Annotated in this window: 15 protein-coding genes; 12 read left to right on the top strand and 3 right to left on the bottom strand. The window is 47.0% G+C overall.

Annotated elements, in window-relative coordinates; all coding sequences use genetic code 11:
* Positions 1-444: 444 nt before the first annotated feature.
* The 5 genes from ABTV07_RS19200 (at position 445) to ABTV07_RS19180 (ending at position 4876) form a co-directional block, all read left to right on the top strand.
* Positions 445-753 (top strand): transposase, encoded by a 309-nt coding sequence (locus ABTV07_RS19200; RefSeq protein WP_433742263.1) that lies wholly within the window; start codon positions 445-447, stop codon positions 751-753.
* Positions 684-1661 (top strand): IS3 family transposase, encoded by a 978-nt coding sequence (locus tag ABTV07_RS19195; protein WP_433751069.1) that lies wholly within the window; start codon positions 684-686, stop codon positions 1659-1661. The genes ABTV07_RS19200 and ABTV07_RS19195 overlap by 70 nt, the downstream gene beginning before the upstream one ends.
* A gap of 737 nt (positions 1662-2398) precedes the next feature.
* Positions 2399-2848, top strand: a complete 450-nt coding sequence (locus ABTV07_RS19190; protein ID WP_433745488.1) for a DUF1934 domain-containing protein — start codon at positions 2399-2401, stop codon at positions 2846-2848.
* A gap of 8 nt (positions 2849-2856) precedes the next feature.
* Positions 2857-4527, top strand: a complete 1671-nt coding sequence (gene argS, locus ABTV07_RS19185; RefSeq protein ID WP_433745486.1) for an arginine--tRNA ligase — start codon at positions 2857-2859, stop codon at positions 4525-4527.
* 169 nt (positions 4528-4696) lie between these two features.
* Positions 4697-4876, top strand: a complete 180-nt coding sequence (locus ABTV07_RS19180) for a XapX domain-containing protein (protein WP_433745484.1) — start codon at positions 4697-4699, stop codon at positions 4874-4876.
* Between the two features lie 18 nt (positions 4877-4894).
* Here ABTV07_RS19180 and ABTV07_RS19175 read toward each other — a convergent pair whose 3' ends face one another.
* The 3 genes from ABTV07_RS19175 to ABTV07_RS19165 are packed head-to-tail and all read right to left on the bottom strand — an operon-like array spanning position 4895 to position 7820.
* Positions 4895-5575 carry a diphthine--ammonia ligase gene (locus ABTV07_RS19175; RefSeq protein ID WP_433745482.1) on the bottom strand — a complete coding sequence of 227 codons (681 nt, stop codon included), beginning with the start codon at positions 5573-5575 and terminating at the stop codon, positions 4895-4897.
* 58 nt (positions 5576-5633) lie between these two features.
* Complete coding sequence (gene uvsE / locus ABTV07_RS19170; RefSeq protein WP_433745479.1) at positions 5634-6587, bottom strand: UV DNA damage repair endonuclease UvsE; 954 nt, start codon at positions 6585-6587, stop codon at positions 5634-5636.
* A gap of 24 nt (positions 6588-6611) precedes the next feature.
* Positions 6612-7820, bottom strand: a complete 1209-nt coding sequence (locus ABTV07_RS19165; protein WP_433745476.1) for a phospholipase D-like domain-containing protein — start codon at positions 7818-7820, stop codon at positions 6612-6614.
* 432 nt (positions 7821-8252) lie between these two features.
* On the opposite strand from ABTV07_RS19165, the gene ABTV07_RS19160 reads away from it, so the two are divergent.
* The 7 genes from ABTV07_RS19160 to icmF all read left to right on the top strand — a co-directional run bounded on the left by ABTV07_RS19160 (position 8253) and on the right by icmF (position 19245).
* On the top strand, positions 8253-10370 hold the full coding sequence (locus tag ABTV07_RS19160; RefSeq protein ID WP_433745473.1) for a heterodisulfide reductase-related iron-sulfur binding cluster: 2118 nt from the start codon (positions 8253-8255) through the stop codon (positions 10368-10370).
* Between the two features lie 243 nt (positions 10371-10613).
* Positions 10614-11801: an acetyl-CoA C-acetyltransferase gene (locus tag ABTV07_RS19155; protein ID WP_433745470.1), complete on the top strand. Its 1188-nt coding sequence runs from the start codon at positions 10614-10616 to the stop codon at positions 11799-11801.
* A gap of 36 nt (positions 11802-11837) precedes the next feature.
* Positions 11838-12689: a 3-hydroxybutyryl-CoA dehydrogenase gene (locus ABTV07_RS19150; protein ID WP_433745467.1), complete on the top strand. Its 852-nt coding sequence runs from the start codon at positions 11838-11840 to the stop codon at positions 12687-12689.
* Positions 12690-12921: 232 nt separating this feature from the next.
* Entirely contained in the window at positions 12922-14058 is a 1137-nt protein-coding gene (locus tag ABTV07_RS19145; protein ID WP_433745464.1) for an acyl-CoA dehydrogenase, read from the top strand.
* A gap of 26 nt (positions 14059-14084) precedes the next feature.
* Entirely contained in the window at positions 14085-15224 is a 1140-nt protein-coding gene (locus ABTV07_RS19140) for an acyl-CoA dehydrogenase (protein ID WP_433745462.1), read from the top strand.
* A 155-nt stretch (positions 15225-15379) separates the two neighbouring features.
* A complete protein-coding gene (locus tag ABTV07_RS19135; protein WP_114745893.1) occupies positions 15380-15982 on the top strand; it encodes a TetR/AcrR family transcriptional regulator in 603 nt (200 codons plus the stop codon).
* Positions 15979-19245 (top strand): fused isobutyryl-CoA mutase/GTPase IcmF, encoded by a 3267-nt coding sequence (icmF, locus tag ABTV07_RS19130; protein ID WP_433745459.1) that lies wholly within the window; start codon positions 15979-15981, stop codon positions 19243-19245. The genes ABTV07_RS19135 and icmF overlap by 4 nt, the downstream gene beginning before the upstream one ends.
* Positions 19246-19694: the final 449 nt, after the last annotated feature.

Raw genomic sequence — 19694 nt, 5'->3', positions numbered from 1 at the left:
TTCACATGGGCTATGCGCGAAAATGTGCCGGTTATGCGCCGGCCGAGCCCGCCTATGCGCGAAAACCACCCGCTTATGCGCCATCGCCCAAATCACCCGCCCCCGCGCACCCGATCCTTGGCTGAGAGCGGAGAATTGTTCGTTGGCGAGGTTCCAGTGATCAAAACTTGGAGGGGAACCGAAGATTTGTCCTGAATCGGTGGCTTAGTGGTCAAAACTAGAGTGAAAAGGGCAAAATTTGTCCATTTGGATTTACAAGGTGAGTAAAATCTGAGGAAATAGCAGGGAAAACGGGGGTGGGCAGCCCTATTCTGAGGCCCTATGCGCGAGAAAACCTTGCTTATGCGCCACTTCTCCTGGGCTATTGAAGTTAGTATAAAAAGTGGACACAGGTAGTGGCGTCATGTTTAAATCTATACAACTACAAAAAGGGCGTGTATAAACATGGCGAAAGATCAGAAAAAGTTCCCACCAGAATTTAGAGAATATGTGTGTAAATTAATTGAGTTAGATGGACGGAAGCTCGTGGATGTGAGCAGTGAACTCGATATTTCCTATAGTACGCTTCAAAAGTGGGTCGCTTCCTATCGTAAAAAGCAAAATCAGGCGGAAAAAGAGAAACAAAGCCAGTATCTAACGGCTTCTGAATACAAAGAATTGTACGAAGCTGAAAGACGTAAAAAATTAGATTTGGAAGAGGAGAACGCCATTTTAAAAAAGGCTATGCACATCTTCACGCAAGAAAAGAAGTAAGGTTTGAATTTATTTTTCATAATAAAAACGACCATACCGTTGTGAAGATGTGCGAAGTTTTGGATGTTTCTACTTCTGGCTATTATGTTTGGGAAAAAAGACAGGATCAGGAGGAAACAGAGAGACAGCGCTGGAGACGTCATCTTGACGAGCGAATTCGCTATCATTTTCACGACAACCTGGGGACGTATGGAAGTCCGAGGATTTATCGAAAGCTGGTCGAGGAGGATCATATACAAGTTTCCCTTAAAACGGTGACGAACCGCATGAGAGAGATGGGTTTATATGCGACCCCGCCAACTCGATACATTCAGACCACGGATTCAGATCACCAGCAGCTTGTGTTCAAAAATGAGTTGAATCGGAATTTTAATCCTGAAGAACCAGATCGTGTTTGGGCAACGGATATCACCTATATTCATACAGGGGAGGGATTTGTTTATTTAAATCCAGTTTTAGACCTGTTTTCCCGCAAGGTAATTAGCTATAGCATTGATGACCGCATGGACGCCGAATTGCCGTTAAAAGCATTAAAAGAAGCACTTGAGATTCGCCAGCCCGCTGAGGGATGGATCCACCATTCAGACCGGGGAAGTGTGTACTGTTCAAAAAAATATATTGAAGCCTTGAAGGATGCCAAAGCGACCATTAGTATGAGTCGAAAAGCAACCCCTTATGATAACGCTTGTGTAGAATCGTTTTTTGCCTCCCTGAAGAAAGAGTATTTGTACAAGTTTGTGTTTAAGACAAAAGCAGAAGCCATCGGGGCCATTAAGTTTTATATTCAATTTTATAATCGTAAAAGGATTCACTCGACATTAGAATACGCCACTCCGATTGAGTATGAAAAGGCGTATAAAGAGGCACAGCGTTTAAACGCCACTGAGGAGAAATTGCCCTCTGCCTGAAGGAACCATTGTTTTTCAAATGGTTCCTTCAGACAGAGGCCTCCAAGCGGAGTGAAAACGAAGCGCGGAAGAAAAAAAGTACGCCATTTACCGGCATTTAAGTGTCTACTTTATTGACAGAAGTCCATTATGCGCGAAAATGTGGCGGTTATGCGCCGGCCGGACCCGCCTATGCGCGAAAACCACCCGCTTATGCGCCAGCGCCCAAAACACCAGCCCCCGCGCACTCAATCCGTGGTTTAGAGCGGGGAATTGTTCGGCTGCGAGGTTCCAGTGATCAAAACTTGGAGGAGAACCGAAGATTTGTCCTGAATCTGTGGCTTAGTGGTCAAAACTAGAGTAAAAGGGCAAAATTTGTTCATTTGGATTTACAGGATGAGTAATATCTGAGGAAATAGCAGGGAAAACGGGGTCGGCAGCCCTCTGCACAGGGCTTATGCGCGAGAATACCTTGCTTATGCGCCACTACACATTGGCTATGCGCGAAAATGTGCCGGTTATGCGCCGGCCGATCCTGCCTATGCACGAAAACCACCCTCTTATGCGCCAGCGCTCATTTTCCCCGGAGCAAGAAGCCTCCATTCGACGAAATCCGACAAAAACCGGGGCGTGACAGGCACCGCACCAGGCACCGCAGCAAGCAACATCCCCTGAACACAACCCCAATCCCCAATCTTGCCATTGCAATTTCTCCCGATTATTTTTATACTAATTAAGTTATACAGTTTTAGAAGGATGTGAATGCTTTGGCTACAGCGAGAGCAGAACAAATCCCTGTAAAAATCGAGCTCATGACAAAAATCAAGCACGATGAACAGCAGGAAACCTATGAATTGGTTGCATTTGGACGATACTATCAAAAAGGTAAATCCATTTATATAAAATACGATGAAATTCAAGAAGAAGGCACGGTCAACACGATCGTGAAAATCACGGAGGGTGAAGCAGTCATTCTCCGGAGCGGCGCCTTGAAAATGAGGCTTAGCTTTATAAAAGGCAATGAAATGAATGGCTCCTATGACAGCCCGTATGGGACATTGCTCCTTACGACGAGGACAAAAGAGCTCCATCTGGACCAGTCCAGCGAAGGGAAGATAGACGGCCAGTTTGACTTGCGCTACCAGCTCTTGATGCAAGGTTCTTCGGTTGGCGTATATGAAATGAATATCAAATTCAAGGAGGAGTAAAAACGGTTATGAACATAGTGGAACAAATCCAGGAACGTTTAAAAGCGGAAATTAAAGCGGCAGTGATCAAAGCAGAATTAGCAGCAGAAGACCAGGTGCCTGAAGTCATTTTAGAAACGCCGAAAGATAAAGCGCATGGCGACTACTCTACAAATATGGCAATGCAATTAACTAGAATTGCGCGAAAAGCACCGAAGATGATTGCAGAGGCGATCATCGAAAACTTTGACAGCTCAAAAGCATCTATTGAAAAAATTGAGATCGCCGGACCAGGCTTCATCAATTTTTACATGAACAACAGCTATTTGACTGACTTGATCCCGACTGTCCTAAAAGCTGGCGATGACTACGGCAAGTCGGATGCAGGAAAAGGCGAAAAGATCCAAGTGGAGTTCGTTTCTGCGAACCCGACCGGCGACCTTCATTTAGGCCATGCCCGCGGAGCAGCTGTCGGCGATTCCCTGTGCAACGTCCTTGAAAAAGCAGGCTACGATGTCACACGCGAATATTACATCAATGATGCCGGAAACCAGATCCACAACTTGGCGATCTCTGTTGAAGCCCGCTACTTCCAGGCTCTTGGCATGGACAAAGAAATGCCTGAGGACGGATACCACGGGGCAGATATCATCGAAATCGGCAAGATGCTTGCTGAAGAACACGGCGACCGCTTTGTGAAAGCCGATGAAAAAGAACGCTATGATTTCTTCCGTGACTACGGATTGAAATATGAGCTGGCAAAGCTTCAAAAAGACCTGGCAGATTTCCGCGTTGATTTTGATGTGTGGTTCTCCGAGACTTCACTTTATCAAGACAATAAAATCGATGATGCCCTTGCAGCACTTCGCGAAAATGGACACATCTTTGAAGACGGCGGAGCGACTTGGTTCCGTTCCACTACATTCGGCGATGATAAAGACCGTGTATTGATCAAAAATGATGGATCTTACACGTACTTAACACCGGATGTTGCTTACCATAAAAATAAGTTCAACCGTGGATTTGATAAAGTCATCAACATCTGGGGTGCAGATCACCACGGATACATCCCGCGTATGAAAGCAGCGATTGAGGCTCTTGGCTTCAACCCTGATAACTTGGAAGTTGAAATCATCCAGATGGTTCAGCTTTATAAAGACGGCGAAAAAATGAAAATGAGTAAACGTACAGGAAAGGCTGTCACTCTTCGCGAACTTGTGGAAGAAGTCGGCTTGGATGCAGTACGCTATTTCTTCGCGATGAGAAGCGGAGACACTCATTTGGACTTTGACTTGGATTTGGCCGTATCCCAATCCAATGAAAACCCTGTATATTATGCACAGTACGCACATGCACGCATCTGCAGCATCCTCCGCCAAGGAGAAGAAGCTGGCTTCACGGTCGATCCTTCTGCTGATTTGAGCAAAATCGGTGCAGAGAAGGAAATCGACGTATTGAAGAAAGTCGGCGAATTCCCTCAAGTAGTGGCGGAAGCGGCAGAAAAGCGCATCCCGCATAGAATCACTAACTACATCAATGATCTTGCAGCAGCTTTCCACAGCTTCTACAATGCGGAAAAAGTGCTTGATCCAGAACAGCCTGAATTGACAAAAGCGCGTTTGGCCCTCATCAAAGCTGTACAGCTGACAATGAAAAATGCGCTGGCGATCATCGGAGTAGGCGCTCCAGAAAAAATGTAATCCAAATCAAGACAAACAAAGCCGGATACCTGCTGCAGGTGTCCGGCTTTTTGTCGAATCATGCTGGTGTTGCTTATGGGGAGGAAAAAGCTGATAATATGTTCGTAGGAAACATATGGATAATACAATATGATTTTTCAACTTTCTAAACAAGGAGCGGTTCATTGAGATGAAAGTCGTCATTTTAGCTGTCATCACCGGTTTTATCGTTGGTTTTATTTTTGCGGTTTTTCGCTTGCCCATCCCGGCTCCCCCAGCGCTAGCGGGCATCATGGGAATCGTCGGCATCTATTTAGGCTTCAAAGCGTATGAGTGGCTGCTGCCGATCATGCAAGGCTGGTGGAAATAACGGTTCACTCAAAATCCGTCATTCTTCCATCAAAGGAAGGATGTCTGCATACCAAAATCGTTCGTCTTTTACATAGCTGCTTCCGAATCGAAAATCCACCGGCTCTTTAAAAATCGGTCCATCATGCACAAACGTATGAAACTCCCCATTTTCCCCGCAAGGATCCACACCTTCTGGGAGACGATTGAGAAATTCTGCCGTATAAGATGCGCCAGTGAAAGAAGGATCAAGCTGGCTGCCATCTACGCAGACCACAGCAGCTTTAAAGCCAGCATCTAAAAAAGCCTGACTGCTCTCAGCACTTGTAAGCCCCCATAATGGAAAAATAGGCGACAGGCCTGTTCCTTCGAGATTTTTTTCACGATACTTCCGGATATCCTCAAGAAATAAATCACCGAATGCCATTACGGATATCCCGTCTTCAATCAATTTTTCCACTGCCTGCTTCATCCGGCGCTCGTATTCTTTATTTGAAGGATCGCTGCCAAGTAAAATCGCGCGGAGTGGAATCCCAAGAGATTCTGCCTGATCCTTAAGCAATTCATAAGGAATGTCATGCATCATGACTTTTCCAGTCTCTTCATTCACCGTCGTCATGAGACAAGACACCTCATAGCCCGGATCATTCAATAAGCGATAAAGCATCAGCGAGCTGTCGCGGCCGCCGCTCCAGGAAACACAAACTTTTTTCTTGTCCATAAAAAATCCCCCTTTACCGAAAGTGTAGCACATCCTGCCAGGGGGAGATTTAGAAAATTCACCACTTAAGTACGCTTCCGGTTAGACGCTTGACGCCTCGGATCGATGCAACATCTTCAATCAGCTGAAACATTGCCAGGTCTTTATTTTTTGCTTCAATCATGATGTCAAAATCATGATCATACGCTTTTGCCATTTTTAAAAAAGGCACAACGAACTCAAGGGACACATTGTCCGCATGTGAACGGAAGGCGTTTTCCGACTTGGGGGAGGAAAGGTGCACTTTCGGGATGACCGGGAAGCTGCTCCATGTCTGGTAAACCCTTGGCCATAAACGGATGATGTCTTCCTCGGATAAATTGGCCAAGTGATGGTGGTAGTCAAGGATCATCGGGACGCCTTCTTTTTCGCATACTTCAAGCGTTTCCTCAGCTGTATAGGTTTTATCATCATTTTCAAGGGTCATGACCTTTTTGATATGAGTAGGGAGCGTCTTAAGGTTTTGATGGAATCGCTTTAGGGCCGATTCTTTATCCCCGTATGTACCGCCAATATGGATATTGATGAGCCCTTGATCCTGCACATCCATGGCCTCAAACATCCGATAATGATAGTCCATGTCTTTAACAGCGTTTTCCGTCACTTCCTCACGGGGGCTCGTGAACAATGTAAATTGATTAGGGTGAAAGCTAACCCGAAGTTGAAATTTCTTGATGAGCTCGCCAAGCTCCCTCCATTCTTTCTGAAAAGGAGAAACGAAGTCCCACATGACCTCAGGGTGGGTAGCCAGGGGGACGAGAGAACTGGATAGGCGGTACAAAGAAACTTCATGGGCTGCATTATAGTAGAGGATCCGCTTCGTGTTTGCGAGATTCTGAGCCGTCACCTCCAGCAATTTCTCTTCACGCTCCAATTTTGTCATCTTCTGATAGCGGGCAAATGTAAATGTCTTGGAAGGACTGGCATTCCACAAGCCAAGGGCATTTGCCACAAAACCAAACCGGATCTGCATGATGAATCTCCCTCCCGCGGCCGCCTAAAGAAGGGGCTCTATAGATTTCCCAATCAGTTCTTTGACGGCATTTTTCTTTCTCAGCTTTTTGATTTCGTCGAATGTTAGATGATGCGATTCCTTCATATCTTTTTCCATCACTGAAAGAATCTCTTCGATCATTTGCGGCGTGTAAATGAAGCAGTTCATTTCGTTATTGAGAAGAAAGCTGCGCCGGTCAAAATTAGCTGTCCCGATATCGCAGACTTTGCGGTCGATGATCAGCACTTTTGCATGGTAGAATCCCTGAGTATATTGATGGACCAGTGCACCGCGCTTAATGATTTCAAAGAAGTATGGAAAGGAAGCTTCCTTCACAAAAGGATGGTCGGCCGTTTCCGGGACAATCACTTTCACCGTGACACCCCTTTCCATTGCTCCTAAAAGCTCACGGAACGTATCATCTGTCGGGATGAAATAAGGCGTTCCGATATAGATTTCGGATTGGGATTTTTTAATCAGCTCGCCGATTTCCTTTTCCATGCGAAAGCCTTCCGATGGGAAAAATTTATGAGAAATCATCCCTTTTTCAAGATCCTCCGGGTTCAAGTTTTGAGAAGGAACAGGCTTTTTCGACGAGCGGTTCCAATCCACGATGAATTCCTTATGCAAGTCGACAACGCCTTCCCCAGTAATCCGGATGTGGTAGTCGCGCCACGGGGAAAAGCCGATTTTTTCGTTGATGTATTCCTTTCCGATGTTGTAGCCGCCAAGGTACCCGATTTTTCCGTCGATGACTGCGATTTTCCGGTGGTTCCGCTGCTGCAGCGAAAAAAAGGTATAGGGGAAATAAGGCTTATTGCAGAATTCGAAATGGACGCCTGCTTTTTTGGCATTCTTCAGTGCTTTTTTATCGATTTTATAGCCCCCGAGGAAATCCGTGATCAGCCGTACCTCAAGGCCCTCTTTTGCTTTCTGCCCAAGGAGGTCCAGGAACGACCTGCTGAAGTCATCATTTTTAACAATATAAAAAAGGATGTAGATTTGTTTTTTGGCTTGTTTGATATCCTCGAACATTTGATCAAATAATTCTTTTCCGTCAGCAATCATTTCGATGGAGCTGGACCGGAGCGGGTACTCCCGCCACTCTGCCTTTTTGGCATAAGCTTTTTTGCCCAGCTTAAAATCAAGGACAAGCAGGAACACCAGCAAAACAATGATGGCTGCTGCCGCAGCGAACCAAACGAAAACCATAGGCTGAACCTCACTTCTGCTAAAAGGTTGTTTTTAAATGCTAGGAAATGAAAAAATTACGATGTAAATATACTTGATAGACAGTAATCCATGTCCAGCTCCAGCGCCTAGCCCCTCGAGTCATAAGCCATAACTCTACGGAAATCAGGATTTCCTTCGAGTTCCGTCTTATGCTGGTCGGGGCTGACCAAGGCGCTTCCGCTTTTGTTATTAGAATCCCCTAATTAAGCCGATACAAACTAAGAAATGTGCCCATAAAGGGAAAAGAAAGAAAAATTGTGCAGCTGGAAGAAAACATTTTGAAAAGTTGTTGACTGAATGCTCATTCATTATATAATGGAACTATATAGTTTTTCAGAAAATTAATTTCTTTTTAAAAGTTTCAACAAAGGGGATTACAGACAGAATTTTTGAAGGGAGAGGTCAGCAGAGATGAATGGATTACTTTGGGTAAACCTTATTGCATTTCTTCTTGTAACCGCTTACGCAATCAGCTTGTTTGTATATGTGGTAAAGACAAGAATCGAATACATTAAGCTCGGCAAAAAAGCTGAGTTTGATAACAATGTGAAAGAACGGATGCGGAAGATCTGGGTCAACGTATTCGGACAGAAGAAGCTTTTGAAGGACAAAAAGAGTGGGGCTATCCACGTCATGTTTTTCTATGGCTTCCTTCTTGTCCAATTCGGTGCGATTGATTTCATTTGGAAAGGAATCAATCCTGATTCGCATTTGCCGCTTGGGCCGCTTTATGCAGGGTTCACGTTCTTCCAGGAAATCGTTACGCTTGTCATTCTAGTAGCGGTTGTATGGGCGTTCTACCGCAGATATGTGGAGAAATTGGTCCGTTTGAAGAGAGGATTTAAATCAGGACTTGTCCTTATCTTCATCGGTGGATTGATGCTTTCCGTCTTGATTGGAAACGGAATGGGCATCATCTGGCATGGAGAAGAAGTGTCATGGACAGAGCCTGTGGCATCGCTTATTGCCATGGCGCTTGGGGCAATCGGGAAGACAGCGGCCATCACGATTTTCTATATCGCATGGTGGATCCATCTGACGTTCCTGCTTGGGTTCCTAGTATATGTGCCGCAGTCCAAGCACGCTCACTTGATTGCAGGACCGGCCAACGTTTATTTCAACCGGTTGGAAAATGCAGGGAAGCTGAAAGCGATCGATTTTGAAGATGAATCCCAGGAATCCTTCGGGGTCGGGAAGATCGAGGACTTTAACCAGCTTCAGCTGATTGATTTATATGCCTGTGTAGAATGCGGACGATGCACGAATATGTGTCCGGCAACTGGTACAGGAAAAATGCTTTCTCCGATGGACTTGATTGTGAAGCTGCGCGATCATTTAACAAACCACGGTGCAGCCGTGACATCGAAACAGCCATGGGTGCCGACATTCGCGTTTTCCAACACGAAGGGCAATCAGATTGCCATGGCAGCAGCCGGGCAGGGAGCAGAGGAAGCGGCAGCAGGATTGGCATACAGTGCAAGCATGATTGGGGAAGTCATCACAGAAGAAGAAATCTGGGCATGTACGACTTGCCGCAACTGTGAAGATCAATGTCCGGTCATGAATGAACACGTGGATAAAATCATCGATATGCGCCGCTACCTTGTTTTGACGGAAGGTAAGATGGATGCGGATGCGCAAAGAGCGATGCAAAACATCGAACGCCAAGGAAACCCTTGGGGATTGAACCGGAAAGAGCGCGAGAACTGGCGTGAAGCACGCGAAGATGTCGTCGTTCCAACGGTAAAAGAAATGAAAAAAGCCGATGAAGAATTCGAATATTTATTCTGGGTCGGATCTATGGGATCTTTTGACAACCGAAGCCAAAAAATCGCTTTGTCCTTCGCTAAGCTGATGAACGAAGCAGGCGTGAAGTTCGCGATTTTAGGAAACAAGGAAAAGAACTCAGGAGATACACCGCGCCGTTTAGGAAATGAGTTCTTGTTCCAGGAGCTTGCACAGGCGAACATTGCGGAATTCGAAAAGAACGAAGTGAAGAAAATCGTCACGATCGACCCGCATGCCTACAATATTTTCAAAAACGAATATCCTGACTTTGGATTGCAGGCGGAAGTATACCATCACACAGAAGTTCTTGCGAAGCTTGTAGAGGAAGGGCGCTTGAAGCCTAAATTTGAAGTGAATGAAACCATCACATTCCATGATTCCTGCTACCTTGGCCGCTACAATGAAGTGTACGATCCTCCTCGCGAAATCTTAAAATCCATTCCTGGAGTCAAGCTCATCGAAATGGAAAGAAACCGCGAAAAAGGAATGTGCTGCGGAGCTGGAGGCGGATTGATGTGGATGGAAGAAGATACTGGCCACCGCGTCAACGTCGCTCGTACGGAGCAGGCGCTTGCTGTGAATCCATCCGTCATCAGTTCTGGATGTCCTTACTGCTTGACAATGCTCTCCGATGGAACAAAAGCCAAGGAAGTCGAAGAGAACGTCAGCACTTACGACGTGGCAGAGCTGCTTGAAAAAGCGGTTTGCGGATCAATCGGTCCTTCTACGCTTGTGTCTTAATTAACCAAAAGTAAATTTAAGTGAATACAATAGCCGGAATTGATGTGAAATAGATAATTTTTCGAATTATTTATAAAATGTTTTTATTCCGGCTATTTTTCTTGTAAAATATAAACATATGAAGCGTTTTCATAAGGGGCAGTCTTGTCCCTTTCCTTATTGGGAAGCTCCGAGCGAGCGTTCAGTCGAATATTTGTAAGCGTTTACCTACACTTGAAATGAAACGAAAAGGAGAGATTCTTCATGGCAAAAACAGTGATTATCAGTGGTGCCCGTACACCTTTCGGAAAAATGGGAGGGGCGCTCAGTTCCTTGACAGCTTCAGAATTAGGCGGCATTGCGCTGGCTGAAACGTTGAAGCGTGCGGACATTCAAGCAGAAAAGGTAGAAGAAGTCATCTTGGGATCCGTCCTTCAAGGCGGACAGGGCCAGATTCCTTCAAGGCAGGCTGCACGCCACGCCGGGCTTCCATGGGAAGTGAAAACAGAAACGATCAATAAAGTCTGTGCTTCCGGAATGAGAAGCGTGACGCTCGCGGATCAAATCATCCGTGCGGGGGACGGCGAGGTCATCCTCGCAGGCGGAATGGAGTCCATGTCAAACGCGCCGTATATCCTGCCGAAAGCAAGATGGGGATTCAGGATGGGTGATTCTGCGGTCAAAGATTTGATGATCCACGACGGGCTTACATGCTCTTTCAATGGAGTGCACATGGGAACATACGGAAATTCAACAGCAAGAGAATTTGAGCTTACAAGAGAGCAGCAGGATGAATGGGCATTAAGAAGCCACCAGCGTGCCGTCAGTGCGATGGAAGATGGTCTATATGCAGAGGAAATCGTGCCGGTTTCCATCAAACAGAGAAAAGGCGATCCAATCATCGTAAGCACGGATGAAGCACCGCGGAAAGATACATCGATTGAGAAGCTGCAAAAGCTCGGTCCGGTCTTTGACCACGATGGTACGATCACTGCCGGGAATGCGCCGGGAGTGAATGACGGTGCAGCTGCAATGCTGTTGATGAGTGAAGAGCGTGCGGAGAAAGAAGGAAAGACGCCGTTAGCCGCAATCATCGGCCATGCTGCCATTGCGGTGGAAGCAAAAGATTTCCCGCAGACTCCTGGGCTCGTCATCAATGAACTGCTCAAAAAGACAGGAAAATCACTTGAGGAAATCGACTTATTCGAAATCAATGAAGCATTTGCTGCCGTTTCACTGGCAAGCAGCAAAATTGCCGGCCTTGATCCGGAAAAAGTGAACGTCAACGGCGGGGCGATCGCCCTTGGACATCCAATCGGAGCTTCCGGAGCCCGCATCATCCTGACTCTGGCATATGAGCTGAAACGCCGCGGCGGCGGAATCGGAATTGCAGCCATCTGTTCAGGCGGTGGCCAAGGCGATGCCGTAATGATCGAAGTACCGAAAAACTAATTCGTTTTACTAGCAACCAAAGGGGAGGAAACATAGATGAACATTAAAAAAGTGATGGTAATCGGAGCAGGCCAAATGGGTTCAGGGATTGCACAGGTATGTGCACAGGCAGGCTTTGATGTCTATTTGAACGACTTGAAGCCGGAATTCGTGGAGCGCGGTCTTGGCGTCATTACCAAGAACCTTTCCCGCAATGTAGAGAAAGGCCGCATGACAGAAGATGAGAAGACTTCTGTTTTAGGAAACATCAAGCAATCTACTAATCTGCAGGATGCAGAAAATGTAGACATCGTAATTGAAGCAGCTGTGGAGAACATGGATATCAAAACAAAGATCTTCGCCCAGCTTGATGAAATTGCGCCTGAACATACGATTTTAGCGTCCAATACATCCTCATTGCCGATCACAGAAATTGCCGCAGCAACGAAGCGCCCGGAAAAAGTCATTGGCATGCATTTCATGAATCCGGTGCCGGTCATGAAGCTGGTAGAAATCATCCGCGGCCTGGCAACGGCAGATGAAGTGTATCAAGCAATCGAAGATATGACGAAATCCTTGAACAAAGTGCCTGTCGAAGTGAATGATTTCCCAGGATTTGTTTCTAACAGAATTTTGATGCCGATGATCAATGAAGCCATCTATACCCTTTATGAAGGTGTGGCGACGGTCGAAGCGATCGATGAGGTCATGAAGCTTGGGATGAACCATCCGATGGGGCCGCTCACATTGGCAGACTTCATCGGCCTTGATACATGCCTTTACATCATGGAGACCCTGCACGAAGGATTCGGCGATGACAAATACCGTCCATGCCCGCTTCTCCGCAAGTATGTGAAGGCTGGCTGGCTCGGTAAGAAATCCGGCAGAGGCTTCTATACGTATAGCTGATTAAAGAAGGCTCTTTTCTCAAACTTTGTTGCTTTTAGCTAACATAATAGGTTTGTTGAAGCAAAGTTTTAGCCTCTATATCTTAAATAGCGAGAAAAGAGCTGTGATTTCTATTTCAACGTACAAAATAACTAATTTTACGTTAAAATCGGCATTTGGATTTTAACAACAGTCTCTACGAAAACGGCCTTAAAGAATCAACAACACGAACAACGGCGCGGAGGGGAGAAAGATGGAACTACGGTTTACAGAAGAACAGGAAATGATGCGGAAGATGGTCCGCGACTTTGCTGAAGCAGAAATCGCTCCATTCATCGAAAGAATGGAAGCGGGGGAATTTCCGCGTGAAATATTAAAGAAAATGGCTGAACTGGGCCTGATGGGGATCACTACCCCAGAAAAATACGGCGGATCCGAAATGGATTTCACCTCCTATATCATTGCCATCAATGAACTATCCAAAGTCAGTGCGACAGTAGGGGTCATCCTGTCCGTACATACTTCGGTAGGGACGAACCCGATCCTTTACTTCGGAAATGAAGAGCAGAAGCAAAAGTATGTCACAAAGCTGGCATCAGGGGAATACTTGGGTGCTTTCTGCCTGACAGAACCGAGTGCAGGTTCAGACGCTGGAAGCCTGAAGTCTAAAGCGGTGAAAAAAGATGGACACTACGTCATCAACGGCTCAAAAGTTTTCATCACTAATGGCGGGGAAGCGGATGTCTACATTGTATTCGCCTCCACCGATCCATCAAAAGGAAGCCGAGGAATCTCAGCATTCATCGTAGAAAAAGGGACGCCGGGCCTCATCATCGGCAAGGATGAACATAAGATGGGCCTTCATGGATCCCGTACAGTCCAGCTGACGTTTGAAGATATGATGGTGCCCGTGGAAAACATGCTTGGGGAAGAAGGAGACGGGTTCAAAATCGCTTTGGCAAACCTCGACGTCGGAAGGATCGGCATCGCCGCCCAGGCGCTTGGGATTGCAGAGGCAGCATTGGAAAAAGCAGTCGAGTATGCAAAAGAACGCGTTCAATTCGGCAAGCCGATTGCAGCCCAGCAGGGAATCGGCTTCAAGCTCGCGGATATGGCCACAAATGTAGAAGCAGCCAAGCTTCTTGTATACCGTGCGGCCAGCCTCAGGGCAGAAGGGGAGCCTTGTGGAAAAGAAGCATCCATCGCGAAGCTGTTTGCATCTAAAGCAGCAGTAGAAACGGCAACCGAAGCCATCCAGGTATTTGGCGGCTACGGCTATACAGAAGACTACCCAGTGGAGCGTTATTTCCGTGATGCAAAAATCACCGAAATTTATGAAGGAACAAGTGAAATTCAACGAATTGTCGTCAGCAAACATCTGACTAAATAGACTTTTACCGGACGGAGGAAACGAACATGAATTTTAAATTGACAGAAGAACATGAAATGCTAAGAAAAATGGTGCGCGATTTTGCCGTGAATGAAGTGGCGCCGACTGCAGCTGAAAGAGATGAAGAGGAGCGCTTTGACCGCGAAATCTTCGATAAAATGGCGGAGCTTGGATTGACGGGCATTCCTTGGCCGGAAGAGTACGGCGGCATCGGGTTTGACTATTTGGCTTACTGCATCGCGGTTGAAGAGCTTTCCCGCGTCTGTGCATCAACGGGTGTGACGCTTTCCGCGCATACTTCATTGGCTGGCTGGCCGATCTACAAGTTCGGTTCAGAAGAGCAGAAGCAGAAGTATTTAAGACCGATGGCGCAAGGAGAGAAAATCGGCGCCTACGGATTGACTGAGCCTGGTTCAGGTTCTGACGCCGGCGGCATGAGGACGACTGCGCGCGAAGACGGCGGCGATTATATTCTGAACGGATCCAAGATCTTCATTACAAACGGCGGCATCGCTGACATCTATGTAGTGTTTGCTTTGACAGACCCAAGCCAAAAACAACGTGGGACAACGGCATTCATCGTCGAGAAGGACTTCGCAGGATTCTCCGTCGGGAAGAAGGAGAAAAAACTCGGGATCCGTTCATCCCCAACTACTGAGATCATCTTCGAGGACTGCCGTGTGCCAAAAGAAAACATCTTAGGTGAAGTTGGCGAAGGCTTCAAGATTGCCATGATGACGCTTGATGGAGGACGCAACGGAATCGCTGCTCAGGCAGTGGGAATTGCCCAAGGTGCCCTTGATGCATCTGTCAACTACGCGAAAGAGCGCCAGCAATTCGGTAAGCCGATCGCAGCCAATCAAGGAATTTCCTTCAAACTTGCGGATATGGCGACAAGCATCGAAGCTTCCAGACTATTGACGTATCAAGCGGCATGGCTTGAATCCGAAGGGCTTCCATACGGTAAAGAATCTGCCATGTCTAAACTCATGGCTGGCGACACAGCGATGAAAGTGACGACAGAAGCGGTTCAAGTCTTCGGTGGATACGGCTATACAAAAGACTATCCGGTCGAGCGCTACATGAGAGATGCGAAAATCACGCAAATCTATGAAGGAACACAGGAAATCCAGCGTCTGGTCATCAGCCGCATGCTGACAAAATAAGTAAGGATCAACCAATAGAGAAAAAAAGAAGACGAAGAGTAAACATAGCTTCGTCTTCTTCAACAACCAAAGGGGAAAACGAACGAAAGGGGAGGTGGAGGTTTTTGAATAAAAAACGTGAAGTCCATGCATCAGTCAAGGATGAACGGCTGGTAATGAAAAGAAGGGACCAGATGATCAGGGGAGCTGTAGCCCTTTTTAAAAAGAAAGGCTTTCACCGGACCACGACACGGGAGATTGCCAGTGCGGCCGGCTTCAGCATCGGGACGCTCTACGAATATATACGGACGAAGGAAGATATCCTCTATCTGGTGTGCGACAGCATCTACGACCAGGTGCGCGACCGCCTGCAGGGAATGGATACGAGCCAGGGGACGCTTGAAAGCCTGCGGCTCGGCATTGCGTATTATTTTAAAATAATGGACGAAATGCAGGATGAAGTGCTTGTCATGTATCAGGAGGTCAAGTCTTTGACAAAAGACGCCCTTCCTTACGTATTGAAAAAAGAATTGGAAATGGTTGGCATGTTCGAAACGCTGATCATGAGATGCCAGGAAAACGGCGAGCTCGACATCGATTCACATCATGTCCACATGCTTGCCCATAACATCTTCGTCCAAGGCCAGATGTGGGGCTTCAGAAGATGGGCGCTCAGGAAGCAATGGACCATCGAGGAATACATTTCGATTCAAACCGATCTATTATTCTCAGGAATCAAAGGGTACAAAACAACAGTGGGAACAGGGGGAGAACGATGAATCAAACAGAAGTTTATAAACCAAAGCACCATATTCGCTTTGTCACAGCATCCAGTTTGTTCGATGGACATGATGCCTCAATCAATATCATGAGAAGGATTCTGCAGTCCAGCGGAGCGGAAGTCATCCACTTAGGGCACAACCGTTCAGTAGAGGAAGTCGTGCAGGCAGCGATCCACGAAGATGTGCAAGGGATTGCAATTTCATCCTACCAAGGCGGACACGTTGAATATTTCAAATATATGTATGACCTTCTGAAGGAAAAAGGCGCAGACCATATCAAGATCTACGGCGGCGGCGGTGGGGTCATCATTCCTCGGGAAATTAAGGAGCTGCATGACTACGGGATCGCCGGCATCTTTTCACCTGATGACGGCCGGAATCTTGGCCTTCAAGGGATGATCAACAGAATGCTTGAGGAATGCGACCACCCGACTGTAACGGAATCCATCCGCCAAGAAATCGAAAAATTGAAGGATGGCCATGTCCCGACGATTTCCAAGCTTATCACTCTTGCAGAATATCAAATCGGCGAGAACAAGGAAGCAGCAGCAACTGCCGAGGGCATTTTCGCAGAGGTCCGTACATTGGCCAATACTGTTCCGGTCGTCGGAATTACGGGAACAGGCGGAGCAGGGAAAAGTTCATTGACGGACGAACTAATCCGACGCTTCATCAATGAAATTCCGGAAAAGAAAATCGCTGTCCTTTCCGTTGATCCCACGAAGCAAAAAACAGGCGGGGCCCTGCTCGGAGACCGCATCCGCATGAATGCCATCTCCTCTCCGCGCATCTACATGAGAAGCTTAGCGACGCGTGGATCGAAGTCAGAGCTTTCTTTGGCAATCAAAGACGCGATCAATGTAGTGAAGGCTGCCAACTATGACCTGGTCATCGTTGAAACGAGCGGGATCGGGCAGGGGGATGCAGAAATCACAGAAATCTGCGATCTTTCCATGTACGTTATGACAAGTGAATTCGGAGCCCCTTCACAGCTTGAAAAAATCGATATGATCGACTATGCCGATTTGATCGTCATCAATAAATTTGAGCGCAAAGGGTCCGAAGATGCAAGGAGCCAGGTGCAAAAGCAATATCAGCGCAGCCATATGCTCTTTGATAAAGACCTTTCAGAAATGCCTGTCTACGGAACAATTGCGAGCCAATTCAACGATCCGGGCACAAACGCCCTATTCGCTGCATTGGTTGAAAAAATCAATGAAAAAATGACTCTCGACTGGAATGTACCATTTTCCAAAAACGTCAAAGTAGAAAAACAGAATGTCATCATTCCGAACAATAGACGCTACTACCTTCGTGAAATCTCTGATACTGTCCGCAACTATCATAAAGAAGCGGAAGAGCAGGTGCAATTGGCACGCCGTTTGTTCCAGCTCGAAGGGGCCATTGCTGCGGTCACGGAAAAGGAAAGAAATGAAGAGGTTCTGTCTTCACTTGAAGCGTTGAAAAAAGACGTCGAAGAAAAACTATCTCCTCAATCGAAAAAAGTTTTGAGCGGATGGAGCGAACTTCGCGAGAAATACAGCGGAACCCAATTCGTCACCAAAATCCGCGACAAGGAAATCGTCACAGAACTGACTGTCAAGAGCTTATCAGGACTCGATATTCCAAAAGTGGCGCTTCCGAAATATGAAGACTACGGCGAAATCTTGAAATGGGTCTATAAAGAGAACGTACCGGGATCCTTCCCATATACAGCAGGGGTATTCCCGTTCAAACGCCAAGGCGAAGATCCGAAGCGCCAATTTGCCGGAGAAGGAACGCCGGAAAGAACGAACCGCCGCTTCCATTATCTATCGAAGGATGACGATGCCAAACGTTTGAGCACCGCATTCGATTCAGTCACACTTTACGGGGAAGATCCTGACTACCGTCCGGACATCTACGGAAAAGTCGGAGAGAGCGGCGTCAGCATCTGTACCCTTGAGGATATGAACAAGCTTTACGCTGGATTCGACCTCTGCCATCCATCCACATCTGTTTCAATGACCATCAATGGACCGGCGCCGATCATCTTGGCCATGTTCATGAATACAGCCATCAAACAGCAGGTGGAAAAGAAGGAAGAAGAGCTCGGCCGTTCATTGACAGCTGAAGAATACAATGAAGTGAAGGCGATGACGCTGAAAACCGTCCGGGGCACCGTGCAGGCGGATATCCTGAAAGAAGACCAAGGCCAGAACACGTGCATCTTCTCAACAGAATTCGCCCTTCGCATGATGGGTGATATCCAGGATTACTTCATCCATAACAGCGTCCGGAACTATTATTCAGTGTCGATTTCCGGCTATCACATCGCAGAAGCGGGAGCCAACCCGATTTCCCAGTTGGCCTTCACGCTTGCGAACGGATTCACCTACGTGGAATACTACTTGAGCCGCGGCATGAACATTGATGACTTTGCACCGAACCTATCCTTCTTCTTCTCGAATGGATTGGATCCGGAGTATACTGTGATCGGCCGCGTGGCACGCAGAATCTGGGCGACTGTCATGAAAAATAAATACGGTGCCAACGAGCGCAGCCAAAAGTTGAAGTACCACATCCAGACATCCGGCCGCTCCCTGCACGCACAGGAAATCGATTTCAACGATATCCGCACGACGCTTCAAGCGCTGATGGCATTGCAGGATAACTGCAACTCCCTTCATACAAATGCGTATGACGAAGCCATCACAACACCGACGGAAGAATCCGTTCGCCGTGCAATGGCCATCCAGATGATCATTACAAAAGAGCACGGATTGTCCAAAAACGAAAATCCACTGCAAGGCTCTTTCATCGTAGAAGAACTGACAGACCTCGTAGAAGAAATGGTCCTTCAGGAATTCGAAAGAATCAACGACCGCGGAGGCGTCCTTGGCGCGATGGAAACACAGTACCAGCGCGGAAAAATCCAGGAAGAATCCATGTTCTACGAAATGAAAAAACACACAGGCGAACTTCCGATCATCGGCGTCAACACATACTTGAACCCGAACCCGCCGTCCGAGGAAGAAATGAACAACATCGAACTTGCCCGGGCAACCAAAGAAGAAAAAGAAACACAAATCCAAAACCTTCGTTCCTTCCAAGATGCAAACAAGGACGAAACCCAAGCGGCGATCGACAAACTCAAAGAAACAGCCATGACAGGCGGCAACATCTTCGCCGAACTCATGGAAACCGTAAAAGTAGCCAGCCTCGGCCAAATCACCCAGGCACTATACCAAGTAGGCGGGCAGTATAGACGGAATATGTAGGTAGAAAAGCGAAGCCGGCTTGAACAGAGGCGCCGAGGTTGGACTGAAGCACTACGAGATAAAGGAAACACGGAGAGCGAAGCGATCCGATGTTGACTTATCGTAAGTGTGCTGAAGGAAACCTCCCAGCCTCTAGCCGGCGGAGCTAGACAAATAGAAAAGCGGAAGCGCCCGGGTAGCCCCGACCAGCATAAGGCGGACCTCGAAGGAAATCCTGATTTCCGTAGAGGATCGACTTATGACTCGAGGGGCTGGGCGCTGGAGCTGGACAGAGAAAAGCGAAGAACCATACCGGTTTCTTCGCTTTTCCATTCATTTACAGGCAATTTCAATAACGGAAACATAGGCTATCGTTTTTTCTAGCAATTTTCCTTTACCATGCTCCAAGCAAAAAATTATGGGAAATGCTACATAAATCTAGCATAAATGTTTTACATTTGTTTATAATG

Source organism: Falsibacillus pallidus, assembly GCF_050990905.1.
Taxonomy (GTDB): domain Bacteria; phylum Bacillota; class Bacilli; order Bacillales; family DSM-25281; genus Falsibacillus; species Falsibacillus pallidus_A.
The sequence above is the reverse complement of the archived record's forward strand: the minus strand, read 5'-3'. Positions and strand labels throughout refer to the sequence as shown.

Bases quoted from the DNA above. Each gene is read 5' to 3' on its own strand.
- ABTV07_RS19135 (WP_114745893.1), top strand. From the start codon at position 15,380: ATGAAAAGAAGGGACCAGATGATCAGGGGAGCTGTAGCCCTTTTTAAA.
- ABTV07_RS19200 (WP_433742263.1), top strand. From the start codon at position 445: ATGGCGAAAGATCAGAAAAAGTTCCCACCAGAATTTAGAGAATATGTG.
- ABTV07_RS19150 (WP_433745467.1), top strand. From the start codon at position 11,838: ATGAACATTAAAAAAGTGATGGTAATCGGAGCAGGCCAAATGGGTTCA.
- ABTV07_RS19155 (WP_433745470.1), top strand. From the start codon at position 10,614: ATGGCAAAAACAGTGATTATCAGTGGTGCCCGTACACCTTTCGGAAAA.
- ABTV07_RS19145 (WP_433745464.1), top strand. From the start codon at position 12,922: ATGGAACTACGGTTTACAGAAGAACAGGAAATGATGCGGAAGATGGTC.
- argS (WP_433745486.1), top strand. From the start codon at position 2,857: ATGAACATAGTGGAACAAATCCAGGAACGTTTAAAAGCGGAAATTAAA.
- ABTV07_RS19180 (WP_433745484.1), top strand. From the start codon at position 4,697: ATGAAAGTCGTCATTTTAGCTGTCATCACCGGTTTTATCGTTGGTTTT.
- ABTV07_RS19165 (WP_433745476.1), bottom strand. From the start codon at position 7,820: ATGGTTTTCGTTTGGTTCGCTGCGGCAGCAGCCATCATTGTTTTGCTG.
- ABTV07_RS19175 (WP_433745482.1), bottom strand. From the start codon at position 5,575: ATGGACAAGAAAAAAGTTTGTGTTTCCTGGAGCGGCGGCCGCGACAGC.
- ABTV07_RS19160 (WP_433745473.1), top strand. From the start codon at position 8,253: ATGAATGGATTACTTTGGGTAAACCTTATTGCATTTCTTCTTGTAACC.
- uvsE (WP_433745479.1), bottom strand. From the start codon at position 6,587: ATGCAGATCCGGTTTGGTTTTGTGGCAAATGCCCTTGGCTTGTGGAAT.
- icmF (WP_433745459.1), top strand. From the start codon at position 15,979: ATGAATCAAACAGAAGTTTATAAACCAAAGCACCATATTCGCTTTGTC.
- ABTV07_RS19140 (WP_433745462.1), top strand. From the start codon at position 14,085: ATGAATTTTAAATTGACAGAAGAACATGAAATGCTAAGAAAAATGGTG.